This window comes from Bacteroides finegoldii DSM 17565, from assembly GCF_000156195.1.
Classification (GTDB): Bacteria; Bacteroidota; Bacteroidia; order Bacteroidales; family Bacteroidaceae; genus Bacteroides; species Bacteroides finegoldii.
Genome location: NZ_GG688324.1, coordinates 1 through 21,094, shown reverse-complemented (window position 1 = coordinate 21,094; position 21,094 = coordinate 1). Strand labels below are relative to the sequence as shown.

Below are 21,094 nucleotides of genomic sequence, written 5' to 3'. Positions count from 1 at the left end.
TTTGCAGCATGAAAGAATATCGATTGACTGACTGGTTACCTACTACCAAAAAAGAAATAGAACTTCGCGGATGGAATGAACTGGACATCATCCTTTTCAGTGCGGACGCGTACGTAGATCACCCTTCTTTTGGTGCAGCCGTTATCGGCCGCATTCTCGAAGCGGAAGGTTTGAAAATAGCCATTGTACCCCAACCTAACTGGCGCGATGACTTGCGCGATTTCAAAAAGTTGGGGCGTCCGCGCCTGTTCTTTGGCATTTCCGGCGGGTGCATGGACTCGATGGTAAACAAATATACCGCCAACAAACGATTGCGTAGCGAAGATGCGTATACACCGGACGGGCGTCCGGATATGCGGCCGGACTATCCTTCTACTGTTTACAGTCAGATTCTCAAGAGACTTTATCCGGATGTTCCTGTCATCTTGGGAGGAATTGAGGCCAGCATGAGGCGGTTAAGCCATTATGATTATTGGCAGGATAAGGTACAGAAAAGCATTTTATGCGATAGTGGAGCGGACTTGCTTATTTATGGAATGGGCGAAAAGCCGATTGTCGAATTAACCCGTAAAATAAAAGGTTTGCTGCCGACAGAAGACGCCGTATGCACTGTCAACGATTTAAAAACAATCATCGGAACGATTCCTCAAACAGCCTATCTTTGCCGTGCCTCTGAGTGGACTTCCGATACGGAAGATATACAACTCTATTCGCATGAGGAATGCCTTGCAGACAAAAAGAAACAGGCAAGCAATTTCCGGCATATCGAAGAAGAGTCCAATAAATATGCGGCTTCACGCATCACGCAAGCTGTCGGAAACAAAGTCGTAGTCGTCAATCCTCCTTATCCCCCGATGAGCCCCAGGAAGAAATTGACCGTTCTTTCGATTTGCCCTATACCCGTATGCCTCATCCCAAATATAAAGGGAAGCGGATTCCGGCATACGATATGATAAAATTCTCCATCAATATCCATCGGGGATGTTTTGGCGGGTGTGCATTCTGCACCATTTCCGCACATCAAGGAAAATTCATCGTCAGCCGCAGCAAAGAATCCATACTGAGGGAAGTAAAAGAGGTAACTCAGTTACCGGACTTTAAAGGATACTTAAGCGATTTGGGTGGTCCTTCCGCCAATATGTATCAGATGAAAGGGAAAGATGAGTCTATCTGTAAGAAATGCAAGCGTCCGTCCTGTATCCATCCGAAAGTCTGCCCGAACCTGAACTCAGACCATCGTCCGTTATTGGATATTTATCACGCGGTAGATGCCTTGCCCGGCATTAAGAAATCATTTATAGGCAGCGGGGTACGTTATGACTTATTATTGCATCGTAGTAAAGATGAGGCCATCAACCGCAGTACCGCCGAATATACCCGCGAATTGATTGTCAAGCACGTTAGTGGCCGACTGAAAGTTGCTCCGGAACATACAAGTGAACGGGTATTATCCGTAATGCGCAAACCTCCTTTCGAGCAGTTTGAAACATTCAAAAGGATATTCGACCGAATCAATAAAGAGGAAAACCTGCGCCAGCAACTGATTCCGTATTTTATTTCCTCGCATCCCGGATGCTAAGAAGAAGATATGGCGGAACTTGCCGTTATTACCAAACGGCTGGATTTTCATTTGGAACAAGTGCAGGACTTTACCCCCACTCCTATGACAGTAGCCACGGAAGCATGGTACACAGGATACCATCCCTACACGCTGGAACCGATATTCAGCGCAAAGACTCAACGGGAAAAACTGGCACAACGTCAATTCTTCTTCTGGTACAAGCCGGAAGAACGGAAAAATATCATTAATGAATTGAGACGTATCGGACGGGGGGATTTGATAGATAAGCTATACAGAAAGAGGTAACGCAACAATCTCCTGCAATACATTAACCGCTGTCTCCACATTCGACACATCTTTAATCAGCATACTCCGTTTCCCGTTCTGCTCGCGAAGATCGCAACGGCGGGTATACTTCATCATATAATCAATCACCTTTCCGAAAGCCTGGCTCTGATAGAACGGGCTATCCGGATTGGACACAAAGAACAATGTCATGCGTCCACCCTTCAAGAATATCTTCTCCGCTCCCAAACGTGCCGCCAACCGGCGCAGAGGAACGATACGGAGCAATTCTTCCGTTTCCGGAGGAACAGGGCCGAAGCGGTCTTCCAGACGAGAACGGAAAGCTGCAACGTCTTTGTCCAATGTCAGACTGTCCAATTCGCGATAAAGCAACATACGCTCACTGCTACCGGTCACATAATTCGCCGGTAATAACAACTCCAAATCACTTTCCACCTGACATTCATCCACAAATCCTTCACCGCTGATCTGCCCTTCCCCTTTGATTTCTTCCGCATACAAATCTGCAAATTCATCGTTCTTCAGTTCATGAACAGCCTCACTGAGAATCTTCTGATACGTCTCATATCCCAAGTCGGCAACAAATCCGCTTTGTTCCGCCCCCAACAGATTACCGGCTCCGCGAATATCCAAATCCTGCATGGCAATGTGAATACCGCTTCCCAAATCGCTAAAGTTCTCAATCGCTTGAAGGCGCCGCTTTCCCTCTGCGGTAAGACTGCTTAACGGAGGAGCCAACAGATAACAGAACGCTTTCTTATTGCTACGTCCTACCCGCCCACGCATCTGATGAAGATCGCTCAAGCCGAAATTCTGCGCTTGATTGATTATAATCGTATTTGCATTCGGGATATCAATACCGCTCTCAATAATGGTAGTCGCCAAAAGGACATCATAATCATAATTGACAAAATCCAAAATAATCTTTTCCAATTGCGCCGGCTCCATCTGTCCGTGACCGATAGCTACACGGCAATCCGGAATGTGACGCTCAATCATCGCTTTCAGTTCCGGCAAATTAGCTATCCGATTATTGACAAAGAACACCTGACCGTTACGGCTCATTTCAAAATTAATCGCATCCGTAATCACCTCCTCATTAAAGGTATGCACCTCTGTCTGAATCGGATAACGGTTAGGCGGAGGCGTAGAGATAACACTCAGATCGCGCGCACCCATCAGCGAGAACTGAAGCGTACGGGGAATCGGAGTAGCGGTCATTGTCAATGTGTCCACGTTCACTTTCAGTTGCCGCAACTTTTCCTTTACAGAGACTCCGAATTTCTGTTCTTCATCAACAATCAGCAATCCCAAGTCTTTAAATTGGACGTCTTTTCCCAAGATGCGGTGAGTACCTATCAGTATATTGACATCCCCCTCCTTCAATCCTTTCAATACTGCCTTGGATTGTGCGGCCGTACGTGCACGGCTCAAATATTCCACCCTGCAAGGCAATCCTTTCAAGCGGTCGCGGAATGTCTGGAAATGCTGGTAAGCAAGCACCGTAGTCGGCACAAGCACAGCCACCTGTTTATTATCGGCAACCGCCTTGAAAGCCGCACGGATGGCAACCTCTGTCTTTCCAAATCCCACATCCCCACAGACCAGACGATCCATCGGACGATCACTCTCCATATCCGCCTTGACATCAATTGTCGCTTTGCTCTGGTCTGGTGTATCTTCATAAATAAAGGAAGCTTCCAGCTCACGCTGCAAGAAACTATCCGGACTATAAGAGAAGCCCTTTTCCTGGCGGCGCTGCGAATACAGCTTAATCAGATCACGGGCAATATCTTTTATCTTACTCTTTGTACGCTCTTTCAGTTTCTCCCACGCACCCGTGCCCAATTTATTAAGTCGGGGAGCCTCTCCCTCTTTTCCTTTGTATTTGGAAACTTTGTGCAAAGAATGAATAGAAACAAATACCACATCATCATTCTGAAAAACCAGTTTCAGGACTTCTTGCGTAGTATCTCCATTCGGAATGCGCACCAGACCGGAGAAACGTCCGATACCATGATCCGTATGCACCACATAATCGCCCGGAGTAAACTGGTTCAATTCTTTCAAGGAAAGGGCCACCTTTCCCGAACGGGCTTTATCACTCTTCAGATTATACTTATGGAAACGGTCGAATAACTGATGATCTGTAAACACACACAGCCTCAACGTATTATCAACGAACCCTTCGTGAATGGTACGCTCAACAGGAGTAAATTGTATCTTATCACCACGATCCTCAAAAATAGCCTTGATACGATCCGTTTGCTTCGTGCTGTCGCTACATATATAAAGCAGATAACCTTTCTCCAGATACTCTTTGAAAGAGGAAGCCACCAAATCGAAATTCTTATGAAAGATAGGCTGGGCGGATGTACTGAAAGAGACATTGGCTTCCGGCGTTCCGGTTGGCTTGTTACCAAATTCCAACCGACGGAAATCAAGAGCGCGTACAGTAAACTCACTGCCATCGATCAATTTTCCCTCCAACGTAATTCCCCCATTCTCTTCGGCCTCCTGAACGGCTATTGCCTGCGGAGTCAACGCCTCATCATGCACCACTTGGATTCGCTCGCGCAACCAAAGAAAGTCACGCATGGCGAGCACGGTTTCTTTCGGAATAAAATCCAGAAAAGAAGTGGTTACCTCTCCCGTCACTGCCAAATCCGGAACGATAGACACTTCCTTTTTCTTCTCACGGGACAACTGAGACTCCACCTCAAAGGTACGGACACTCTCTACTTCATCACCGAAAAAGTCAATACGATAAGGATATTCCGAAGCAAAAGAGAAAACATCGATTATGCTGCCACGAACGGCATATTGTCCCGGCTCATATACATAATCCACATATTCAAAACCATAACTATGCAACACATCCGTTATAAAAGTAGTATCCACCTTTTCACCCACACTCAGTTTCAAGGTCTTATTGCTCAGTTCCTTACGGGATACCACTTTCTCAGCCAACGCATCGGGATAAGTGACGATACACAATCCTTTCTCTCCTTTCTGCAGACGGCTCAGCACCTCCGTACGCAAAATCTCATTGGCTGCGTCTTTCTGTCCGTACTTGATGGAACGCCGGAAAGAAGATGGGAAAAAAAGCACCGTTTCCGAGCCTAATATCTGTGTCAGGTCGTGATAAAAATACCCGGCTTCTTCAAGATCACCCAAGATAAACACAAACGGGCAACCACCCTCTTGCACCAATACAGAAGAAAAAAGGGAAGCAGCAGACGCATACAGTCCTCCACAAAAAACAGTTTGAACAGAAGTGTCCTTCAACAAGCGCTTCATTACTGCCGTATTGGGGTGGGCAGCATATTGTTGTTGCAACTCAGTTATTGTCATACCTATAAAATTTCACCGCAAAAGTACAAAAAAGATTGGGAGTACATACTTTAAAAATGGAAGTATTATCAAGAAATACACAGTAAGAATTACCGAGCTATGGGCTCAGCGCCATTGAGACGTGGGCTGAGTCTCGGTGAAGCGTGGGCTCAGTATCGCTCAGGCGTGGGCTTAGTATCAGTCAGACGTGGGCTTACCTCCCGTAAGGTGTGGGCTTAATTCCGGTGAGGTACGGAGTTATCCATAATGAGCCGCAGAACACGTTAAATATTCCTTAGTTCATCTATAACTAAAGGAAAAGAACTACTTTTGCTCTTAAATATTATAGTATCTATATGCAGACATCAGACAGCATTGTAATTATTCCTACTTATAACGAACGAGAGAATATCGAAAATATTATCCGTGCCGTTTTCGGACTTCCCAAAGTATTCCATATTCTGGTAATAGAAGACGGTTCGCCCGACGGAACGGCAACTATTGTAAAAACCCTGCAACAAGAGTTTCCCGAACGCTTGTTTATGATCGAGCGTAAAGGGAAGTTAGGATTAGGAACCGCCTACATCACCGGATTCAAATGGGCATTGGAACATACATACGAATATATCTTTGAGATGGACGCCGATTTCAGCCATAATCCGAACGATTTGCCCCGTCTGTACCAGGCCTGTGCGGAACAGGGAGGCGACGTATCCATCGGTTCCCGGTACGTCAGTGGGGTAAACGTAGTAAACTGGCCGATGGGACGTGTGCTCATGTCCTATTTCGCTTCCAAGTATGTGCGGTTTATCACGGGAATCCCCGTGCACGACACTACCGCCGGATTCGTCTGCTACCGTCGCCAGGTATTGGAAACGATAGATTTAGACCACATCCGCTTCAAAGGATACGCCTTTCAGATTGAGATGAAATTCACGGCTTATAAGTGCGGCTTCAAAATCATTGAAGTTCCGGTAATATTCATCAATCGCGAATTGGGTACTTCCAAGATGAATAGCAGTATCTTTGGAGAAGCCATATTCGGTGTGATTAAATTAAAAGTAAATAGTTGGTTCCATAAATTCCCGCAAAAGAAATGAAACGTACACTGATTCAAAATGCCATTATTGTCAACGAAGGAAGAACTGTTCCGGGTTCGGTTGTGATTGAAGACGAGAAAATCGCCGAGATATTGGTTGGTGAAGAAAAAGCGTCTGCCCCCTGTGATGAAATAATAGATGCAACCGGATGTTATCTTTTGCCGGGTGCCATTGACGAGCACGTACACTTCCGCGATCCCGGTCTTACCCATAAGGCGGATATTATCACCGAAAGCCGTGCTGCTGCGGCGGGTGGCGTCACCTCAATCATGGATATGCCGAATACCAATCCACAGACTACCACTTTGGAAGCTCTTGATGAGAAATTCGCTTTATTAAGCGAGAAATCCGCCGTCAACTATTCCTGTTATTTCGGAGCAACCAACAACAATTACACTCAGTTTGCAAAGTTGGACAAACACCGTGTCTGTGGCGTTAAACTGTTCATGGGTTCAAGTACCGGTAATATGCTGGTAGACCGGATGGCCAGTCTGCGCAATATCTTTGGCGGTACCGATTTGCTTATCGCCGCCCATTGTGAAGATCAGGGAATCATCAAAGAAAATACGGATAAATTTAAGAAAGAGTACGGAGAAGATGCCCCGCTGTCCCTTCATCCGCTCCTACGTTCGGAGGAAGCCTGTTACCGTTCTTCGGAGCTGGCGATACAACTGGCACGTGAAACAAATGCCCGCCTGCATATCATGCACATCTCTACTGCCAAAGAACTCAGTCTGTTCTCAAACGCTCCTCTGTCACAAAAACGAATCACGGCAGAAGCCTGTGTTTCTCATCTGCTTTTCACAGAGGAAGATTACCGGACACTGGGCGCACGCATCAAATGCAACCCCGCCATCAAAACAGCAAAAGACCGGAAGGCCCTGCAGGAGGCTGTCAATAGCGGTTTGATAGACGCCATCGCAACAGACCACGCTCCGCACCTACTAAGCGAGAAAGAAGGAGGAGCATTGAAAGCAATGTCGGGAATGCCAATGATTCAGTTTTCACTGGTCAGTATGCTGGAACTAGTGGACAAAGGAGTATTTACAATAGAGAAAGTGGTAGAAAAGATGGCTCATGCTCCTGCCCAAATGTACGAAATACAGAATCGGGGATTCATCCGGAAAGGTTATCAGGCAGACCTTGTGTTAGTACGTCCGGACAGCAATTGGACGGTAACGGCAGACTGCATTTTAAGTAAATGCAAATGGAGCCCGTTGGAGGGACATACATTCAATTGGAGAGTAGAAAAGACTTTTGCAAACGGGCATCTGCTATGTAATAACGGAGAGATAGACGAGAACTATCGTGGACAAGAGTTAAGGTTCAGATAGTAAGTGAATTTCTCAAACAGAAAAACAAGCCACATTATGCAACCTACAGTCTTATCTTATAAAATACATACGGTCGCCCCCTACATCAACTGGATTTACTTTTTCCACGCATGGGGGTTCCAACCGCGTTTCGCGGCTATCACCAACATTCACGGATGCGATGCCTGCCGTGCCGTATGGCTGACCACTTTTCCGGAAGAAGAACGGAATAAAGCCTCCGAAGCCATGCAGCTTTTCAAAGAGGCCAACCGTATGCTGGATCTGCTCGACAAGGATTACGAAGTAAAGACAATCTTCAAGCTCTGTAAAGCAAACTCCGACGGAGACAATCTGGTGATTGAAAAGGAACAAAACCAATACATCACGTTTCCTTTACTCCGCCAGCAAACACCTAAAAGAGACGGCAGTCCATTCCTTTGTTTAAGTGACTTTGTGCGCCCGTCATCTTCCGGCATAGCCGATACGATCGGCGCTTTCGCCGCTTCCATCGATGCGGATATGGAAGGGCTTTACGAGCAAGATCCCTACAAACATTTGCTTGTCCAAACTCTTTCCGACCGTCTGGCTGAAGCTGCTACGGAAAAGATGCATGAGTATGTACGAAAAGAAGTATGGGGATATGCGAAAGATGAGAATTTAAGCATTGAGGATTTGCTAGTTGAAAAATATCAAGGTATTCGTCCGGCGGTCGGTTATCCGTCTTTGCCCGACCAATCCGTCAATTTCCTATTGGACGAACTATTGGATATGAAACGGATAGGTATCTCACTGACCGAAAACGGAGCAATGTATCCTCACGCGTCCGTCTGCGGACTTATGTTCTCACATCCGGCTTCCGAATATTTTTCAGTAGGGAAGATTGGAGAAGACCAACTCGAAGATTATGCCCGCCGCCGGAATAAGAGTGTGGCAGAGATACGCAAATTCCTGGCTGCCAATTTACAATAACGCTCATGAGGGAACAGTCGGCAGAAACAGACAGACCTGTTGAACAAGAATTCTTGTCAGTCATCCGTGAATATGAACGGGTGATCTATAAGGTGTGTTATCTGTACGCCAATCCCAATGCCCCTCTCAACGACCTTTACCAGGATGTTGTGCTGAACCTTTGGAAAGCCTATCCAAAATACAGGAAAGAGTGTAAAATATCGACATGGATTTATCGTATTGCCCTCAACACCTGCATCAGTTTTTATCGCAAGGAAAAGAATATACCGGAAATTGTCAGCCTCACCAAAGAGATTGACTGGAGTATCGAAGCGCATGATCCGGTCAATGAAATGCTGAAACAGCTTTACCGGATGATCAATCAATTGGGGCAACTCGACAAATCCATCATCCTGCTCTATCTCGAAGAGAAGAGTTACGAGGAGATTGCGGAGATTACCGGACTGACGGTAACGAATGTGGCTACCAAGTTAAGCCGCATCAAAGACAAACTAAAAAAAATGAAAAAGGAAGACTAAAGATATATGGAACTGGAAGAATTGAAGAAATCCTGGAATGCACTCGATGAGCACCTGAAAGACAAAGAGCTCATTAAAGAAGAGGAACTTTCGAAATTGCTGGGACATACCGGCAAGGGCATTCATGCCATTGCCAATCTGAACATAAAGCTGATTCTGATTTCCCTGCCGATACTGATCCTGTTCCTGGCGGAAGTCCTGTTGCACAACAGGCTGAACCCTATCTATATCATTATCCTTCTAGCCTGGATTCCCGCACTTTGCTGGGATATCGTCACTACCCGCTACCTCCAACGGACCCGAATAGACGAAATGCCTTTGATAGAAGTAATCAGCCGTGTCAACCGCATCCACCGATGGACCATCAGAGAGCGTCTGTTTGCCATCTTTTTCCTTCTGGTATTGGCTGTTCTTTCATTCATTTACTGGCAAGTATGGCAATACGGTATAGGCATGATTTCCTTTTTTGTCCTGTTATGGGGAGGCGGTCTAGGACTGATCTTATGGATTTACCGCAAGAAGTTCCTAAACCGTATCCACGAAATCAAAAAGAATCTGAACGAATTAAACGAATTCAGATAATAAAGAGGAAAGAGTGTGCTTATCCTACAACACTAAGCACACTCTTTCCATTCACTTTCTTGTGTACCTGCACTTGAACGGAAATCCGTTCGCTCATTTCCTGCACATGAGAGATCACGCCTATTTTTCTTCCCTGCATTTGCAGTTGCTCCAATGCTTCCATAGCCGTACGCAGGCTTTCCGCATCCAAAGATCCGAACCCTTCGTCTATGAAAAGCGACTCCACCTTCAAATTATTGCTGGATAAAGATGACAATCCCAATGCCAATGCCAGCGAGATTAAGAATGATTCGCCTCCGGAAAGGGAATAAACCGTTCGTATCTCATCACACATATCACAGTCGACAACCTGCAAGGCCAATGTACCGGGAACCTGTTGCAATTTATAGCGTTTGGAAAGATAAGACAAATGTTTGTTGGCATGAAGCAATAACAGATTCAAGGTATAACTTTGCGCTATGACTTTGAATTTTGCTCCATCTGCACTGCCAATCAGCTTATTCAACTTTGCCCAACGGTCGGCAACCGATTGTTTCTCTGAAAGTTCTTTTGCTATCTGCTCCACCGCCGCTTTATTCTTAGCCTGCTGCAACAAACGGGCTTCAATAATGGAAAGGCTGCGTTCCGTATTCAGATTCTCCTCCTGTTGTTTCTTTATTGCTTCCGGAAGCTGTTCGGGGAATTCAATTTGCTTCTGCCGCACTTGCAACTCTTCAATAGACGAAGCAATCTGTTTCAGCTCTCCTTGCAAGCCGGAAAGTCCGTTTTGAGCCGTCTCTACCTCCTTACGGGCTTTCTCCAACGCCAGATTCAATTCTCCTTCCCGCCTTGCTACGGCGGCTTCCGCCTCATCGGCACTCTTTCCTTTCAATAAGCCCGAACGTTCCCGACGAAGTGTATCCAATGCTTTCTCTATCACCTCAAAACGCTTTTGTTCGGCAATCGCGGCATTCTGTAATAGCACCGACTGTTCATTGGCAGCCGATACCTTTTGCATGGCTAAACGGCATCGGGAAACATTCTCACGCAAGGCTTCATAATGCGAACGCAGCTTCTTTATCTCTTCATCACCCCGCTGCCATTCCGCATACAGATTACGGTATTCTAAAATAAGCTTCGCCAGTTCTCCCAAGCGTTGTTGTATCTGTTCCTCATTTCCGGTGTCGGTGCTTTCTTTTTGGAAAGCCGACAATTGTTCACGTACCTGCCCCGCAATCATCTTCTGATGTGCCAAATCACGTTGCAAGGCAATGCTCCGGTTGTTCACCTGCTGATAAACCGCTGTTGCCGCATTATACTCCTGCTCCATATTCCGGAAAAGAGTATCCACCACTTCCTGTTCCCGATGATACGGATGCGAAGTACTACCACAAACCGGACAGGCTTCTCCTTCCTCCAACTGCCGCCTCAAAGCTTTCACATCCTTCCCTACCGCCATGCGGGCGTTTTCATAAAGACGTTGTACTGTTTTCAAGGCAACTTCCCGTTCCGAAAGCTCCTTCGAACAATCTGCCGCCTCTTTTTCCAAATGCTCTATTTCCGACATCGCCTTCTTCAACGCTTCCGTCAATTGCCGGATATTCTGCTGACGTGCCAATTCTTTCTGCAACTTGACCTGTTCTTCAGCTAACGACGGATATCCGAAAGCATTCAACCGCTCCAGGCGTTTTTCGTTCGTTTCTATTCCGGCAGACAAATTTCCCTCTTCCTGCCGTAACGTTTCTTCCACCTGTTCAAGACGCAGACTGTCTTCCGTCCCTGCAACATTCAATAGACGACGTAAGGTCTGATAAGACAAATGCAACTGTTCCTCAACCATCCGTTTTCTCTTGTCCTGCTCCTGCACCTGCTTGCGGGCTGCCTGCAATAGTTGTTGAGACTGTATATAGCCCTCTTGTTGGGACTGTATCTGCACATCCAGTTGACGGGCTCGCTTCAAGTCTGGCTGTATAGCTTCCCATTGGGCTTTGAAACGAACCAAACCTTCCTCCTGCGAGGCCAATATGTCCAAAGCGGTCTTTAGTCTGGCCTGTTCTCCTTGTTCCTCTTTCTGCTTCTTTGTCCGGAGCTCCTCTTGCGTCTTCAATGAACGTACAACATTCAACTGCGCATTCTGTTCCGCCAGCAATTTGATTCCTTCCGAACGCTTTTCAGCCAACAACTCTTTTTCTTTCTGCAAGGCAAGCTGTTCCTCTTCCGGAATCAATTCAATCACACTCATCTTATTATGAATCAAAGCTACCTCTTCCTGCGCTGCCTTATTCCGGGCAAACACTTCCTGCGAAATGAAAGAATACACTCCGGTCCCCGTCAGTTTTTCAAGTAACTCCGCCTTAGCCGCTCCTTTAGATTTCAAGAAAGTGGCAAAGTCATTCTGAGCTAACAATACGGTACGGGTAAACTGCTCATACGTCAACCCGATCAACTCAACCAATTGCGCCAGCAACTCCTTTTTCGTCCCTTGAAATTCTTTCCCCGTATCCAGCTCCTTCACCTCCATCATTTGCGGCTGCAAAGAGCCGCTCACTTTATTCCGTGTACGTCTCACCGACCAACAAGAGCGGTAACGGTGTCCGTCTACTCCCAGAAAATCAACTTCTGCATAACCGTCACTTGTGCCACGACGCAACAGGTTACGCACATCGGACTGATTAATCCGGTTATCCCCTACATCCGCCAGATTCACACTTTCCACCGAAGCGGCGAAACGGGGCGCTTTATCATACAACGCCAGACATAACGCGTCCAACAAGGTTGACTTTCCCGCTCCCGTAGGACCAGAAATAGCGAATATACCAGCCGAGCACAATGGCTCAGCGGTGAAATCCACTTCCACCGTCCCTTCAATGGAAGTAAGATTCTTCAATCGTATAGCTAATATTTTCATCTTTCCTCCTCTTCTTTACGGGTGGCAACCAAATAGGCTTCTTGAAACAAATCAACCAAATCCTCCGGCATTTCTGACTGATAAATCTTCTCAAATGCAGACTGTGCAATCTGCAACGGTGACATCTCCTGTAATCCTTTTTTCCAGTCTGTCTCCTCTTTCTCCACATTTTCCGCACCGGTACGGTAAGAAGAGACAATGCGTGCCAGGCGATAATTCTTATCCGCCAGAACATCCTCTATCTCCTGCCGGAGCATGGGTTCGGGCTCTTCCAGCAAAACCTTCACTTCCAGATAGGGAGCGGTTCCTTCCGTCTCCGGCAATTCGCCCAACATCTCCAATATCTTTTCAGGCAATTCCGGCTCACCGCTCGGCACACTTATCAAAGGTATTGATTTCGGACATTCTATCCGTCGGATGTCTACCGCACACCCTCCGTCAAAAGCCACCATTACCACTCCGTGATGATAATGCCTTTCGGCAAAAGACATCGGAATCGGACTTCCCGCATAGCGTACATTCTCCCGGCCGGATACCCGTTGCGCTTTATGAATATGTCCTAGAGCCGTATAAGCGATCTGTTCGGGAAAAGCCTCCGGTGACACGCACTCCAGTCCGCCTATCACTGTGCGTTCACTATAATCCTTTTCTGCAATCTCCGAACCGGTAGCTTGCAGATGACCTATGGCAAGAATGGCCTGATTCGGCTTACGGCGTTTCCACAACTTTCGCAGAAGCTGCGTATAAAGTTCACGAACCCCTTCCGAATATGGATTCCCCTCTGTCTGCACTACCGGATAGTCTCCTTGACGCAAAAAAGGAACCGCCATACAAAGTAATTCAACTTCTCCCTGCCGGTTCTTCAGTTCCACGCATAGATGGTCGTAATCAACCGCTCCGCCTTCCAACTTACGTACCACTCCCCTGACCTCTGTTCTCATAGCCTGCAACAAAGGTAAAGGAGCTTCCAGACGTGCCGCCGAATCATGATTTCCGGCAACAATCACAATTTGCAGATTGGGATTCTCCGCCGTAACCCGGTATATAAACCGATAATATATACTTTGGGAAGCAGCCGAAGGATTGGAAACATCAAACACGTCTCCGGCTATAATCAATGCATCAATCTCCTGCCGGAGGATTTCTCCCGCCAGCCAATCTAAAAACGCCTCATGCTCCTCTGTACGGTCATAACCGAAGAACGTTTGCCCCAAGTGCCAATCGGCAGTATGTAATATACGTATCATATTTTTAACAGCTATCTCTAATAACGAGAGACAAAAATAACACAATCGAAAAGATTATATGGTATCCGCATCTCTTTTTTACAATAATCATGTATATTTGCAATGTGAAGTTACGAAAAGAGTGTATTTTATTGGAAATGAGCGTATGTTAATCGCTCATGATAGTAATAGGTTACGATTTAGTTAGTTATCTGCTGCATTATTCTTCTGCGCGTTGCGTAACCTTCAAAGAACTCTTCGTATGCAAAAGTAACAATAAAACGGGAGATTTTGATATGAATCTCCCTGATTTTTTTTCTATCTCATACAAGTTTTTCCGTAAAAGCGGCTTTATTCGGGCACACCATCGTACAAAAGGATTTTGAACGAACGTGTGCCGACTATCGCATAAGCGGAGAAAAGGGCTTTGCCTCACGCCTAAACAACAGTTTAGACTGATGAGGCAAGGCCCATTTCTTTTATGCTTATGCCAAAGAGGTGCTTTTACGGCTTTTCAGATGATTTTTCTTTTTCGCTGTTCCTTTGAGCCGGAAGCGGAAAGCCGTGTATGACCGCTTGTCCATAAATGGAGCAAGCCGTCACCCACAGCAGGCAAACCGGGAAGAATGATTTTATCTACCCGCCCCGACACGTCCGGCCGGACAGATAAAACCATACTTCCTTGCAGGTGGTTTGCCCGGTTTCACACTACCGGATATGTTCTTTTCTTTTGATGGAGATTCCATTTTTCACGGATTTCCCTTTTGAAGTTTTCCTGCCAAATCTGCCTCTACTTCCGTTTACCTCCATTTTCGCGCCTTTCAGTGAGCCGCATCAAGCAGTCATTTTCGTGCTGGGTGCAAAGGTAACTCCGGGATTGTACGGGAAAGCAAGGTCAAGCCTCCTGTTTTCTGGGAAAATCTCCAGCCCTTCGGGTAGTATTTTCCCGAAAAACCTTGCATTCCCTAATCCCTACCTTTTTAGGCACCCGAAACGAAAACGACCGATGCGACAGAAAGACGCATTAAAAAAATGTCGGATAAACGAGAGGCAGATAAGATAGTTTGAAACTCAACTCCCTCAGCTCTTGAATCCGCATTAAAATAAAAAATCAAAAACAAAACGGATATGAGAACAGCAATAGCAACAAAATTCGTGGCTTGGGAAGTGCCGACATTGGACGCACTGAAAGGCAGCAAGGTTTACATCCTACGTGAGAAACTGAACAACGGAGGGCAGATGAACCGAGAAGAAAAGGATTGGCTCACCGAAAAAGTGAACAGCAACACCTATTTCAAGAGCGCAGTCCCCTTGCAAGGCTGGAGGTTTGACTTCTCCGACATTCTCCGAACCTACATCGTGAAGCAATACGGACATTGGGCGGAATACAAGGCTACCGACAAGACCGCACTCCGCAATTTCCTTTACGGCAGGATTGACAGCATCGTGGAACTTAACAAATGATACGGCTATGACAGCAACGGTATACTTCAGACAAATGACGCAATACATGGGGCTTGCGATATGCACCCTAATCGTGCGCACCACCCTTTGGGTGTTAGGCATCCTTTGGGGTATCGTAAGAGAGATAATAAACGGAGTGTTCCGAGTGGCGATAGGCATAATCGTGGCTGTCCTTTCCACTATCGCCTTCTTCGGCTTCATCCTTTGGTTATTCACCCTTTAATCCTTACCGACATGAACAAGACAACGGAAAAAATGCCTACATGGAGTTTATGTTACCTCATAAATGGGGACGCAACAGGATTGACGGACAATGAAATCCTCTTGATTGATAGATGGATGAATGATTGGCAGGTACAAATCGTTTCACCCGTTACGGATGAGGAAGGAAACGCACAACCATACTTTTCACGCTATCCGCTTTTCGGACTTCCTGCCGAAGTGGAGGACTGCGACATACTTTATTTGAATGACAACCCATCAAAAATATAGCGATATGAAAACGACAGACCATTTCAAGAGAACGATACAGATGTATTTGGAGCAACGTGCGACGGAAGATGCGCTCTTTGCCAAGAACTACCGCAACCCTGCCAAGAACATAGACGATTGCGTGACCTACATTCTGAACTATGTGCAGAAAAGCGGTTGCAACGGCTTCACGGACGGGGAGATATACGGACAAGCCATACACTACTATGACGAGAACGAGATAGAGGTGGGCAAGCCTATCCAGTGTCAGATAGCCGTGAACCACGTGGTGGAACTTACCGCAGAGGAAAGGGCGGAAGCACGTCAGAACGCAATCCGACAATACCAAGACGAGGAACTCCGCAAGTTGCAGAACCGCAACAAGCCGAGAACCGCCACCAAAGCGACCACCCAAGAAGTACAACAACCCTCATTATTTGATTTAGGCTTATGAAACCGAGAACACACATACAGCAGGAAGTCGCACATCTGAGCAAGCGACTACCGAGATTGACCGCCACGCAAAAGGCATACGCTTTCCGTCATTGCTTCAAGCACTACGCAATCAAGAGAGCGGACGGCACGAACATCTGTACCGAGTGCGGACATTCGTGGAAGAGCGACCACGACCTTGCAGACACCCTTTGCGGATGCACCTGCCCCCATTGCGGTATGCAGTTGGAAGCGTTGCGCACCCGAAAGAGCGTTTTCAGCGAGAATGAATACTTCTCCATTGTCACCACCAGCAAGCAGTATCAAGTGATACGCTTCTTCTTCGTCAAGTCCCGATACAAGGCAGGGCAAGCAGCCGAGTATTCCATTTATGAAGTGGTGCAGAGGTGGATTTCGCCCAAAGGCACAACCACCACCGTTGCCCGACTTCGTGGTATGTCAATGTTGTATTACGACCAATGGGCGGAATACAGCGACATGGAGGTGCGCAAGAACAACGGACTTCACGCATACGATATAGCACCTATGTGTACCTATCCCCGACAGCGTTTCATCCCCGAACTGAAACGCAACGGTTTCAACGGGGACTATCACAACACACTGCCGTATGACCTTTTCACGGCTATCCTTTCCGACAGCCGAGCCGAAACACTCTTGAAGGCAGGGCAATACGCCATGTTGAGCTACTATATTCGCAGTTCCTTTGACATGGAGCAATATTGGGCATCCGTCAAGATTTGCATCCGCAACGGTTACACCATTTCAGACGGCTCCGTATGGTGCGACACCATAGATCTCCTGCGTCATTTTGGCAAGGACACGAACAGCCCGAAATACGTCTGCCCTGCCGACCTCAAAGCGGAACACGACAAGTTGGTGGCAAAGCGCAACCTGCAAAGGGAGCGTGAGCGGACGGAACAGCAACGGCAAAAGGCGATTGAGGACGAGAAGAACTATCTGAAAGACAAAGGAATGTTCTTCGGGTTGATGTTCTCCGACAACCTTATCCTTATCAAAGTTATTGAGAGCGTGGAGGAAATGGAAGCAGAGGGAAAAGCCATGCACCATTGCGTGGGTGGCTACCATAGAAGAAAAGACTCCCTAATCCTCTCCGCCACCATTGACGGAAAGCGGATTGAGACGATAGAGGTTTCACTGACAACGCTGAAAGTGGTACAGAGCAGAGGGGCATGCAATTCCAACACCGAGTACCACGACCGCATCATCCGACTTGTGGAAGACAATGCCGGACTGATACAACAGCGGATGAACGCAGCATAATATCAACCTATAATACAAAATGATATGGAAGTAAGATTTGAAAGCATGGTATGCTTGTGGGACGATAAAATCCCCACGATGTTCCTTGAATTTATGAACCTCCTCACTCTTTGTCAGAGTGAGGGGCAGTTAAGGGCGGGCGTCAAGGATTTCGCCAAGAAGCACGAACTTGACAAGTTCTTTCATTACGGCTTCGGCTCACACCATTTCTACCTGCACCAACGCTACACAAGCGCCCCCGAAATGGTGATGCAGAACAGAGTGCTGTCAGTACATTTCTAACCATCAAAAGCAACGATTATGGCAACACGAATGACCATCAACGGAGTTAGCACCTGCACAGAGGCAGGTACGGAGAAGTACGAGAAATTCCAAACGGGTATCGGCAGGCGCAAGCGGACACTTGTGCAGTACGACTACCGCCACACGGACGGGGAATTATTCTCTTGTGTGAAACCCACGTTGGACGAGTGCCGAGCCGCACGGGACAAGTGGCTGACGGCAAAAAGAGGAAAGGAGGACAAGCGATGAACGAATCAGGCTACCAAACGCTGATAGTCAAGTTCAGCAAGCCCATCACGGAATTGGACGGCATCTTTGACGATGCCGAAGCGTGGGGAGTTGAAACCCTTAAAGGATGGGTAGAGGACTACGAGAGCAGTCGGTTTACCGCCATTGACAGCCATACGGCAGTCATAACGAGCGAGTATAATATGGAGTGTGTGAAAACATGGTTGGAAAGGAACACCCCCATAGCCGAGAAAACAGAATTTTGAACATTCGGGCGGTGTCCGCACCGCCCGAACATAGCACCCAAAGAAGAATGAATATGATAGCAAAGACAATTTTGGAGCAGATAGGTGGCAGACGCTTTGCCGCCATGACGGGGAGCAAAGACTTCATAGACATGGGCAACGGCTTACGCATGAGCCTTGCGAGGAACAAGACGAGTGCCAACCGCCTTGACATCATCTATGATGCAGGGGCAGACCTCTACAATATGCGCTTCTACCGCAGGACGTTCAGCAAAAAGACATTCGAGTGCAAGACGAAAGACATAGAAACGCACGAGGGGATATATTGCGATATGCTGGAGGAAATGTTCACGATGGTGACGGGGCTTTACACCCGTTTTTAAGGGAGGTGGGCGGCGAAAGCCGCCTACTTTCTTTCATGAGCATGATGGCGGATAAGAAAGTAGGCAAAGAAACCTTTGTCCTAATCTACGATAGTATTTACAAAAACAAGTTTTTATCATGGAAGCAATCAGACAGAACGGAAAAATTATCTTGCACAGCAATGACGGAACAAGCATGAAGATGATTTTCAAAAAAACAGAGTTTTTATTTGAGAAAGAGTAAGATATCGACATTATTCTCAAAGAATTATTACTTTATTGGAGAAACCGTCACATATAACTGATATAAATCATTCAATGATAACAACTAATCCCAAAAATTTCCGTAACTTTGTACTATGTTAAAAGCATTACAGATACAAGAACTTGTGAAAGGAGGCGAAGGCTATAATGTGGACTTCAAACGTAGTGTGCCTTCTAAGGTTAAGGAAATCTCCGATGAGGTTGCGAGCTTTGCCAATGCAGCTGGTGGTTATGTTCTTATCGGAGTTGATAATAATAATCAGATTATTGGCGCAGAGATTGATAACAATAAACGTTCTGCCATTCAAGATACGATTGGTGAAATTTCTCCTGCATTGAGATGTGAGTTTTATCCTGTTGATGTCGAAGGTAAACAGGTATGGGTCATTGACGTTCCTAGTGGTAAAGATAAGCCATATATTACGGGAGGTGTTATATACGTTAGAGAAGGAGCCAATTGTCAGAAACTTCGTTCTGCTGAAGAGATACGGGCATTCTTTGCTGAGTGCGCCAAGATTTTTTATGATGCCATTCCTTGTCGATGGTTTAATATTGATAAAGATATTGAGCCTCGCAATTTACAAACCTTTATGGAAATGGCAAATCTTTCAGATACATTGCCTCTCAGAAGGCTATTTGAAAGTCTTGAACTCTTGACAGAGGAAGGTATTGCTAAAAATGCCACGGCTCTCTTCTTTGGACGCGAGCCAGAGCACAAATTTCCCCATGCAATTATCAGGTGTCTTCGTTTCAAAGGACTTGATAAGGTGCATATCATAGATGACAAAACTTTTGGTAGTCCTCTTTATCAGCAATATATTAATGCTCTTTCGTGGATAGAGAGTAAACTTGAAGTTGAATACATTATCAAAGGTACAGGACCCCGTGAAGAAATATGGGAAATTCCTCTTGATGTTTTTAAAGAGTCCATTATGAACGCCATTTGTCACCGCGACTTATATGAAGAGGGTGGTACAATTATGGTGGAGGTATATGATAATCGAGTTGAAATATCAAATCCCGGTGGATTATTACCAATAGTAGCGGCAGAATTTGGTCATAAGAGCATGAGTCGTAATCCTCTCATCTTTGGACTCTTCACAAGAATGCAGGTTGTTGAAAAAGTAGGATCCGGCATTCCCCGTATGCGTAGATTGATGAAAGAAGCTGGGTTACCAGAGCCGAAATTTGACACCCAAGGCTTCTTTACAGTCACCTTCATGAAGCGGGTTAAGACCAATAATTTCACAGATGGCACATTAAATGGCACATTAAATGGCACATTAAATGGCACTGAGCAATTAGTCTTTGATTGTATCAAAGCTACTCCTGGCATAACAGCGAACACTTTGATTCAGCAAACAAATAAAAGTGTCAGAACAATACGAAGAATAGTTAAACGGCTCATTGATAATGGAATAATAGAGCATAAAGGTTCCAAGAAAACAGGAGGTTACTATATTCTCTATTCTTATAACGACTAAATTGTGATAATATGCCATTTACCATTGTTTGTGATCGTAGTTTTCATCAACCTCACATTAGATTATTACGTATTCGACCTAATAATCTTCAGTTAACAATCCGCCATATATTTGTCTCTCTTGCAAATATGAGTTGGATTGATTCATTTTTGCCAGAATATCTTAGACAGTCTTTATATGCAAGAGTAGAACCTACCGTTAGAACGATAGCAAATCACCTTAATGATGGTAACCTTACCGCTGTGGATTCTCATTCCGGGGAACTTGTCGTTTCAGAACTTGCACGGCAAGGAGTTGTTAATCGTTATGGGTACCTTGATATACCTATAGGAGAGCTCATTGCTACTCAGGTAGCTCAAAATCCGGGTTTTGACTTCTATTCGGTAAATCTAAATGACATTATTCTGTTTGGAGAATCAAAATATGTTGCTGCAAGGACTGCTCATAATGATGCCTTAAAACAAATTGTTAATTTTAAGAGAGATCAGAAGGATGATAAAGATTTAGTTACAGTTCATCCTTTTGTTCCCGAAGGTAGGCGAAATGGGGTCAACGTAACAATCTGAGGGATTCTATATTTAAGCATATAATTTAGCAAGTCTATATAAGAAAAAAGCTCTATCTCTTACTCCTCTGAACTGTGCTCTAAATGCTTTGATTTTAGCATTGAATGACTCTGCTGCGGCATTGGTTGCCCTCCTTTCAAAGAAATTGATTATATCCAGATAATGTGTTTGTATAGAACGTGCGACCCTTCCAAAGGTG

General features: G+C 45.9%; 24 protein-coding genes and 1 pseudogene. 20 read left to right on the top strand and 5 right to left on the bottom strand.

What is annotated here, in order from left to right; genetic code table 11:
* The first annotated feature begins 8 nt into the window (after positions 1 to 8).
* The 3 genes from BACFIN_RS23885 to BACFIN_RS23875 are packed head-to-tail and all read left to right on the top strand — an operon-like array spanning position 9 to position 1,867.
* Positions 9 to 953 carry a radical SAM domain protein gene (locus tag BACFIN_RS23885; RefSeq protein WP_007753528.1) on the top strand — a complete coding sequence of 315 codons (945 nt, stop codon included), beginning with the start codon at positions 9 to 11 and terminating at the stop codon, positions 951 to 953.
* On the top strand, positions 950 to 1,579 hold the full coding sequence (locus BACFIN_RS23880) for a radical SAM protein (protein WP_007753527.1): 630 nt from the start codon (positions 950 to 952) through the stop codon (positions 1,577 to 1,579). Before BACFIN_RS23885 ends, BACFIN_RS23880 begins: the two co-directional genes overlap by 4 nt.
* Before the next feature lie 9 nt (positions 1,580 to 1,588).
* A complete protein-coding gene (locus BACFIN_RS23875) occupies positions 1,589 to 1,867 on the top strand; it encodes a DUF3362 domain-containing protein (protein WP_007753526.1) in 279 nt (92 codons plus the stop codon).
* On the opposite strand, the gene mfd is transcribed toward BACFIN_RS23875, so the two are convergent.
* A complete protein-coding gene (gene mfd / locus BACFIN_RS09580; protein ID WP_007753525.1) occupies positions 1,850 to 5,221 on the bottom strand; it encodes a transcription-repair coupling factor in 3,372 nt (1,123 codons plus the stop codon). The two genes, BACFIN_RS23875 and mfd, sit on opposite strands and share 18 nt — an antisense overlap.
* Positions 5,222 to 5,556: 335 nt before the next feature.
* Here mfd and BACFIN_RS09585 point away from each other — a divergent pair, with 335 nt between their 5' ends.
* The 5 genes from BACFIN_RS09585 to BACFIN_RS09605 are packed head-to-tail and all read left to right on the top strand — an operon-like array spanning position 5,557 to position 9,682.
* Positions 5,557 to 6,300 (top strand): polyprenol monophosphomannose synthase, encoded by a 744-nt coding sequence (locus BACFIN_RS09585; protein WP_007753522.1) that lies wholly within the window; start codon positions 5,557 to 5,559, stop codon positions 6,298 to 6,300.
* On the top strand, positions 6,297 to 7,634 hold the full coding sequence (locus tag BACFIN_RS09590) for a dihydroorotase (RefSeq protein WP_007753520.1): 1,338 nt from the start codon (positions 6,297 to 6,299) through the stop codon (positions 7,632 to 7,634). The genes BACFIN_RS09585 and BACFIN_RS09590 overlap by 4 nt, the downstream gene beginning before the upstream one ends.
* Positions 7,635 to 7,670: 36 nt before the next feature.
* Positions 7,671 to 8,582 (top strand): vitamin B12 dependent-methionine synthase activation domain-containing protein, encoded by a 912-nt coding sequence (locus tag BACFIN_RS09595; protein ID WP_007753518.1) that lies wholly within the window; start codon positions 7,671 to 7,673, stop codon positions 8,580 to 8,582.
* A gap of 5 nt (positions 8,583 to 8,587) precedes the next feature.
* The gene (locus tag BACFIN_RS09600; RefSeq protein ID WP_007753506.1) at positions 8,588 to 9,100 is read left to right on the top strand and encodes an RNA polymerase sigma factor; all 513 of its coding nucleotides are present in this window, start codon (positions 8,588 to 8,590) and stop codon (positions 9,098 to 9,100) included.
* A gap of 6 nt (positions 9,101 to 9,106) precedes the next feature.
* Complete coding sequence (locus tag BACFIN_RS09605; RefSeq protein WP_007753503.1) at positions 9,107 to 9,682, top strand: hypothetical protein; 576 nt, start codon at positions 9,107 to 9,109, stop codon at positions 9,680 to 9,682.
* A 19-nt stretch (positions 9,683 to 9,701) separates the two neighbouring features.
* Here the strand turns inward: BACFIN_RS09605 and BACFIN_RS09610 are convergent, their stop codons facing one another.
* From BACFIN_RS09610 to BACFIN_RS22665, 3 genes are all read right to left on the bottom strand, one after another.
* Positions 9,702 to 12,569, bottom strand: a complete 2,868-nt coding sequence (locus BACFIN_RS09610; protein ID WP_007753501.1) for an AAA family ATPase — start codon at positions 12,567 to 12,569, stop codon at positions 9,702 to 9,704.
* Complete coding sequence (locus BACFIN_RS09615; RefSeq protein ID WP_007753500.1) at positions 12,566 to 13,816, bottom strand: exonuclease SbcCD subunit D; 1,251 nt, start codon at positions 13,814 to 13,816, stop codon at positions 12,566 to 12,568. Before BACFIN_RS09615 ends, BACFIN_RS09610 begins: the two co-directional genes overlap by 4 nt.
* 493 nt (positions 13,817 to 14,309) lie before the next feature.
* Positions 14,310 to 14,471 (bottom strand): hypothetical protein, encoded by a 162-nt coding sequence (locus tag BACFIN_RS22665; protein WP_157037695.1) that lies wholly within the window; start codon positions 14,469 to 14,471, stop codon positions 14,310 to 14,312.
* A gap of 452 nt (positions 14,472 to 14,923) precedes the next feature.
* On the opposite strand from BACFIN_RS22665, the gene BACFIN_RS09620 reads away from it, so the two are divergent.
* From BACFIN_RS09620 to BACFIN_RS0219880, 12 genes and pseudogenes are all read left to right on the top strand, one after another.
* Positions 14,924 to 15,259 carry a hypothetical protein gene (locus tag BACFIN_RS09620; RefSeq protein ID WP_005867698.1) on the top strand — a complete coding sequence of 112 codons (336 nt, stop codon included), beginning with the start codon at positions 14,924 to 14,926 and terminating at the stop codon, positions 15,257 to 15,259.
* Between the two features lie 7 nt (positions 15,260 to 15,266).
* Positions 15,267 to 15,482: a hypothetical protein gene (locus BACFIN_RS21765; protein ID WP_007753494.1), complete on the top strand. Its 216-nt coding sequence runs from the start codon at positions 15,267 to 15,269 to the stop codon at positions 15,480 to 15,482.
* Positions 15,483 to 15,493: 11 nt separating this feature from the next.
* Positions 15,494 to 15,751 carry a DUF6926 domain-containing protein gene (locus BACFIN_RS09625; protein WP_007753492.1) on the top strand — a complete coding sequence of 86 codons (258 nt, stop codon included), beginning with the start codon at positions 15,494 to 15,496 and terminating at the stop codon, positions 15,749 to 15,751.
* Positions 15,752 to 15,755: 4 nt separating this feature from the next.
* A complete protein-coding gene (locus tag BACFIN_RS09630) occupies positions 15,756 to 16,184 on the top strand; it encodes a PcfK-like family protein (protein WP_008645426.1) in 429 nt (142 codons plus the stop codon).
* Entirely contained in the window at positions 16,181 to 17,464 is a 1,284-nt protein-coding gene (locus BACFIN_RS09635; RefSeq protein WP_007753487.1) for a PcfJ domain-containing protein, read from the top strand. Before BACFIN_RS09630 ends, BACFIN_RS09635 begins: the two co-directional genes overlap by 4 nt.
* Before the next feature lie 24 nt (positions 17,465 to 17,488).
* Positions 17,489 to 17,746 (top strand): hypothetical protein, encoded by a 258-nt coding sequence (locus tag BACFIN_RS09640; protein ID WP_007753484.1) that lies wholly within the window; start codon positions 17,489 to 17,491, stop codon positions 17,744 to 17,746.
* A gap of 18 nt (positions 17,747 to 17,764) precedes the next feature.
* Complete coding sequence (locus BACFIN_RS09645) at positions 17,765 to 17,995, top strand: DUF3873 domain-containing protein (protein WP_007753482.1); 231 nt, start codon at positions 17,765 to 17,767, stop codon at positions 17,993 to 17,995.
* Positions 17,935 to 18,240 carry a DUF6956 domain-containing protein gene (locus BACFIN_RS09650; RefSeq protein ID WP_072546547.1) on the top strand — a complete coding sequence of 102 codons (306 nt, stop codon included), beginning with the start codon at positions 17,935 to 17,937 and terminating at the stop codon, positions 18,238 to 18,240. The genes BACFIN_RS09645 and BACFIN_RS09650 overlap by 61 nt, the downstream gene beginning before the upstream one ends.
* A 53-nt stretch (positions 18,241 to 18,293) precedes the next feature.
* Complete coding sequence (locus BACFIN_RS09655; RefSeq protein ID WP_008645427.1) at positions 18,294 to 18,602, top strand: hypothetical protein; 309 nt, start codon at positions 18,294 to 18,296, stop codon at positions 18,600 to 18,602.
* Positions 18,603 to 18,720: 118 nt separating this feature from the next.
* Positions 18,721 to 18,795: pseudogene (locus tag BACFIN_RS23975) on the top strand (DUF7688 family protein); the annotation flags it as partial.
* Between the two features lie 145 nt (positions 18,796 to 18,940).
* Entirely contained in the window at positions 18,941 to 20,329 is a 1,389-nt protein-coding gene (locus BACFIN_RS09660) for an ATP-binding protein (RefSeq protein ID WP_007753474.1), read from the top strand.
* Positions 20,330 to 20,340: 11 nt separating this feature from the next.
* The gene (locus BACFIN_RS0219880; protein WP_232281654.1) at positions 20,341 to 20,895 is read left to right on the top strand and encodes a hypothetical protein; all 555 of its coding nucleotides are present in this window, start codon (positions 20,341 to 20,343) and stop codon (positions 20,893 to 20,895) included.
* Between the two features lie 12 nt (positions 20,896 to 20,907).
* Here the strand turns inward: BACFIN_RS0219880 and BACFIN_RS09665 are convergent.
* Positions 20,908 to 21,094: transposase (locus tag BACFIN_RS09665; protein WP_007753466.1), on the bottom strand; the 187-nt coding region annotated here is incomplete at its 5' end.

What these genes read in the sequence shown, in the direction of transcription:
- BACFIN_RS23885 (WP_007753528.1), top strand. Translation starts at nt 9, where the DNA reads ATGAAAGAATATCGATTGACTGACTGGTTACCTACTACCAAAAAAGAA.
- BACFIN_RS23880 (WP_007753527.1), top strand. Translation starts at nt 950, where the DNA reads ATGATAAAATTCTCCATCAATATCCATCGGGGATGTTTTGGCGGGTGT.
- BACFIN_RS23875 (WP_007753526.1), top strand. Translation starts at nt 1,589, where the DNA reads ATGGCGGAACTTGCCGTTATTACCAAACGGCTGGATTTTCATTTGGAA.
- mfd (WP_007753525.1), bottom strand. Translation starts at nt 5,221, where the DNA reads ATGACAATAACTGAGTTGCAACAACAATATGCTGCCCACCCCAATACG.
- BACFIN_RS09585 (WP_007753522.1), top strand. Translation starts at nt 5,557, where the DNA reads ATGCAGACATCAGACAGCATTGTAATTATTCCTACTTATAACGAACGA.
- BACFIN_RS09590 (WP_007753520.1), top strand. Translation starts at nt 6,297, where the DNA reads ATGAAACGTACACTGATTCAAAATGCCATTATTGTCAACGAAGGAAGA.
- BACFIN_RS09595 (WP_007753518.1), top strand. Translation starts at nt 7,671, where the DNA reads ATGCAACCTACAGTCTTATCTTATAAAATACATACGGTCGCCCCCTAC.
- BACFIN_RS09600 (WP_007753506.1), top strand. Translation starts at nt 8,588, where the DNA reads ATGAGGGAACAGTCGGCAGAAACAGACAGACCTGTTGAACAAGAATTC.
- BACFIN_RS09605 (WP_007753503.1), top strand. Translation starts at nt 9,107, where the DNA reads ATGGAACTGGAAGAATTGAAGAAATCCTGGAATGCACTCGATGAGCAC.
- BACFIN_RS09610 (WP_007753501.1), bottom strand. Translation starts at nt 12,569, where the DNA reads ATGAAAATATTAGCTATACGATTGAAGAATCTTACTTCCATTGAAGGG.
- BACFIN_RS09615 (WP_007753500.1), bottom strand. Translation starts at nt 13,816, where the DNA reads ATGATACGTATATTACATACTGCCGATTGGCACTTGGGGCAAACGTTC.
- BACFIN_RS22665 (WP_157037695.1), bottom strand. Translation starts at nt 14,471, where the DNA reads ATGGTTTTATCTGTCCGGCCGGACGTGTCGGGGCGGGTAGATAAAATC.
- BACFIN_RS09620 (WP_005867698.1), top strand. Translation starts at nt 14,924, where the DNA reads ATGAGAACAGCAATAGCAACAAAATTCGTGGCTTGGGAAGTGCCGACA.
- BACFIN_RS21765 (WP_007753494.1), top strand. Translation starts at nt 15,267, where the DNA reads ATGACAGCAACGGTATACTTCAGACAAATGACGCAATACATGGGGCTT.
- BACFIN_RS09625 (WP_007753492.1), top strand. Translation starts at nt 15,494, where the DNA reads ATGAACAAGACAACGGAAAAAATGCCTACATGGAGTTTATGTTACCTC.
- BACFIN_RS09630 (WP_008645426.1), top strand. Translation starts at nt 15,756, where the DNA reads ATGAAAACGACAGACCATTTCAAGAGAACGATACAGATGTATTTGGAG.
- BACFIN_RS09635 (WP_007753487.1), top strand. Translation starts at nt 16,181, where the DNA reads ATGAAACCGAGAACACACATACAGCAGGAAGTCGCACATCTGAGCAAG.
- BACFIN_RS09640 (WP_007753484.1), top strand. Translation starts at nt 17,489, where the DNA reads ATGGAAGTAAGATTTGAAAGCATGGTATGCTTGTGGGACGATAAAATC.
- BACFIN_RS09645 (WP_007753482.1), top strand. Translation starts at nt 17,765, where the DNA reads ATGGCAACACGAATGACCATCAACGGAGTTAGCACCTGCACAGAGGCA.
- BACFIN_RS09655 (WP_008645427.1), top strand. Translation starts at nt 18,294, where the DNA reads ATGATAGCAAAGACAATTTTGGAGCAGATAGGTGGCAGACGCTTTGCC.
- BACFIN_RS09660 (WP_007753474.1), top strand. Translation starts at nt 18,941, where the DNA reads ATGTTAAAAGCATTACAGATACAAGAACTTGTGAAAGGAGGCGAAGGC.
- BACFIN_RS0219880 (WP_232281654.1), top strand. Translation starts at nt 20,341, where the DNA reads ATGCCATTTACCATTGTTTGTGATCGTAGTTTTCATCAACCTCACATT.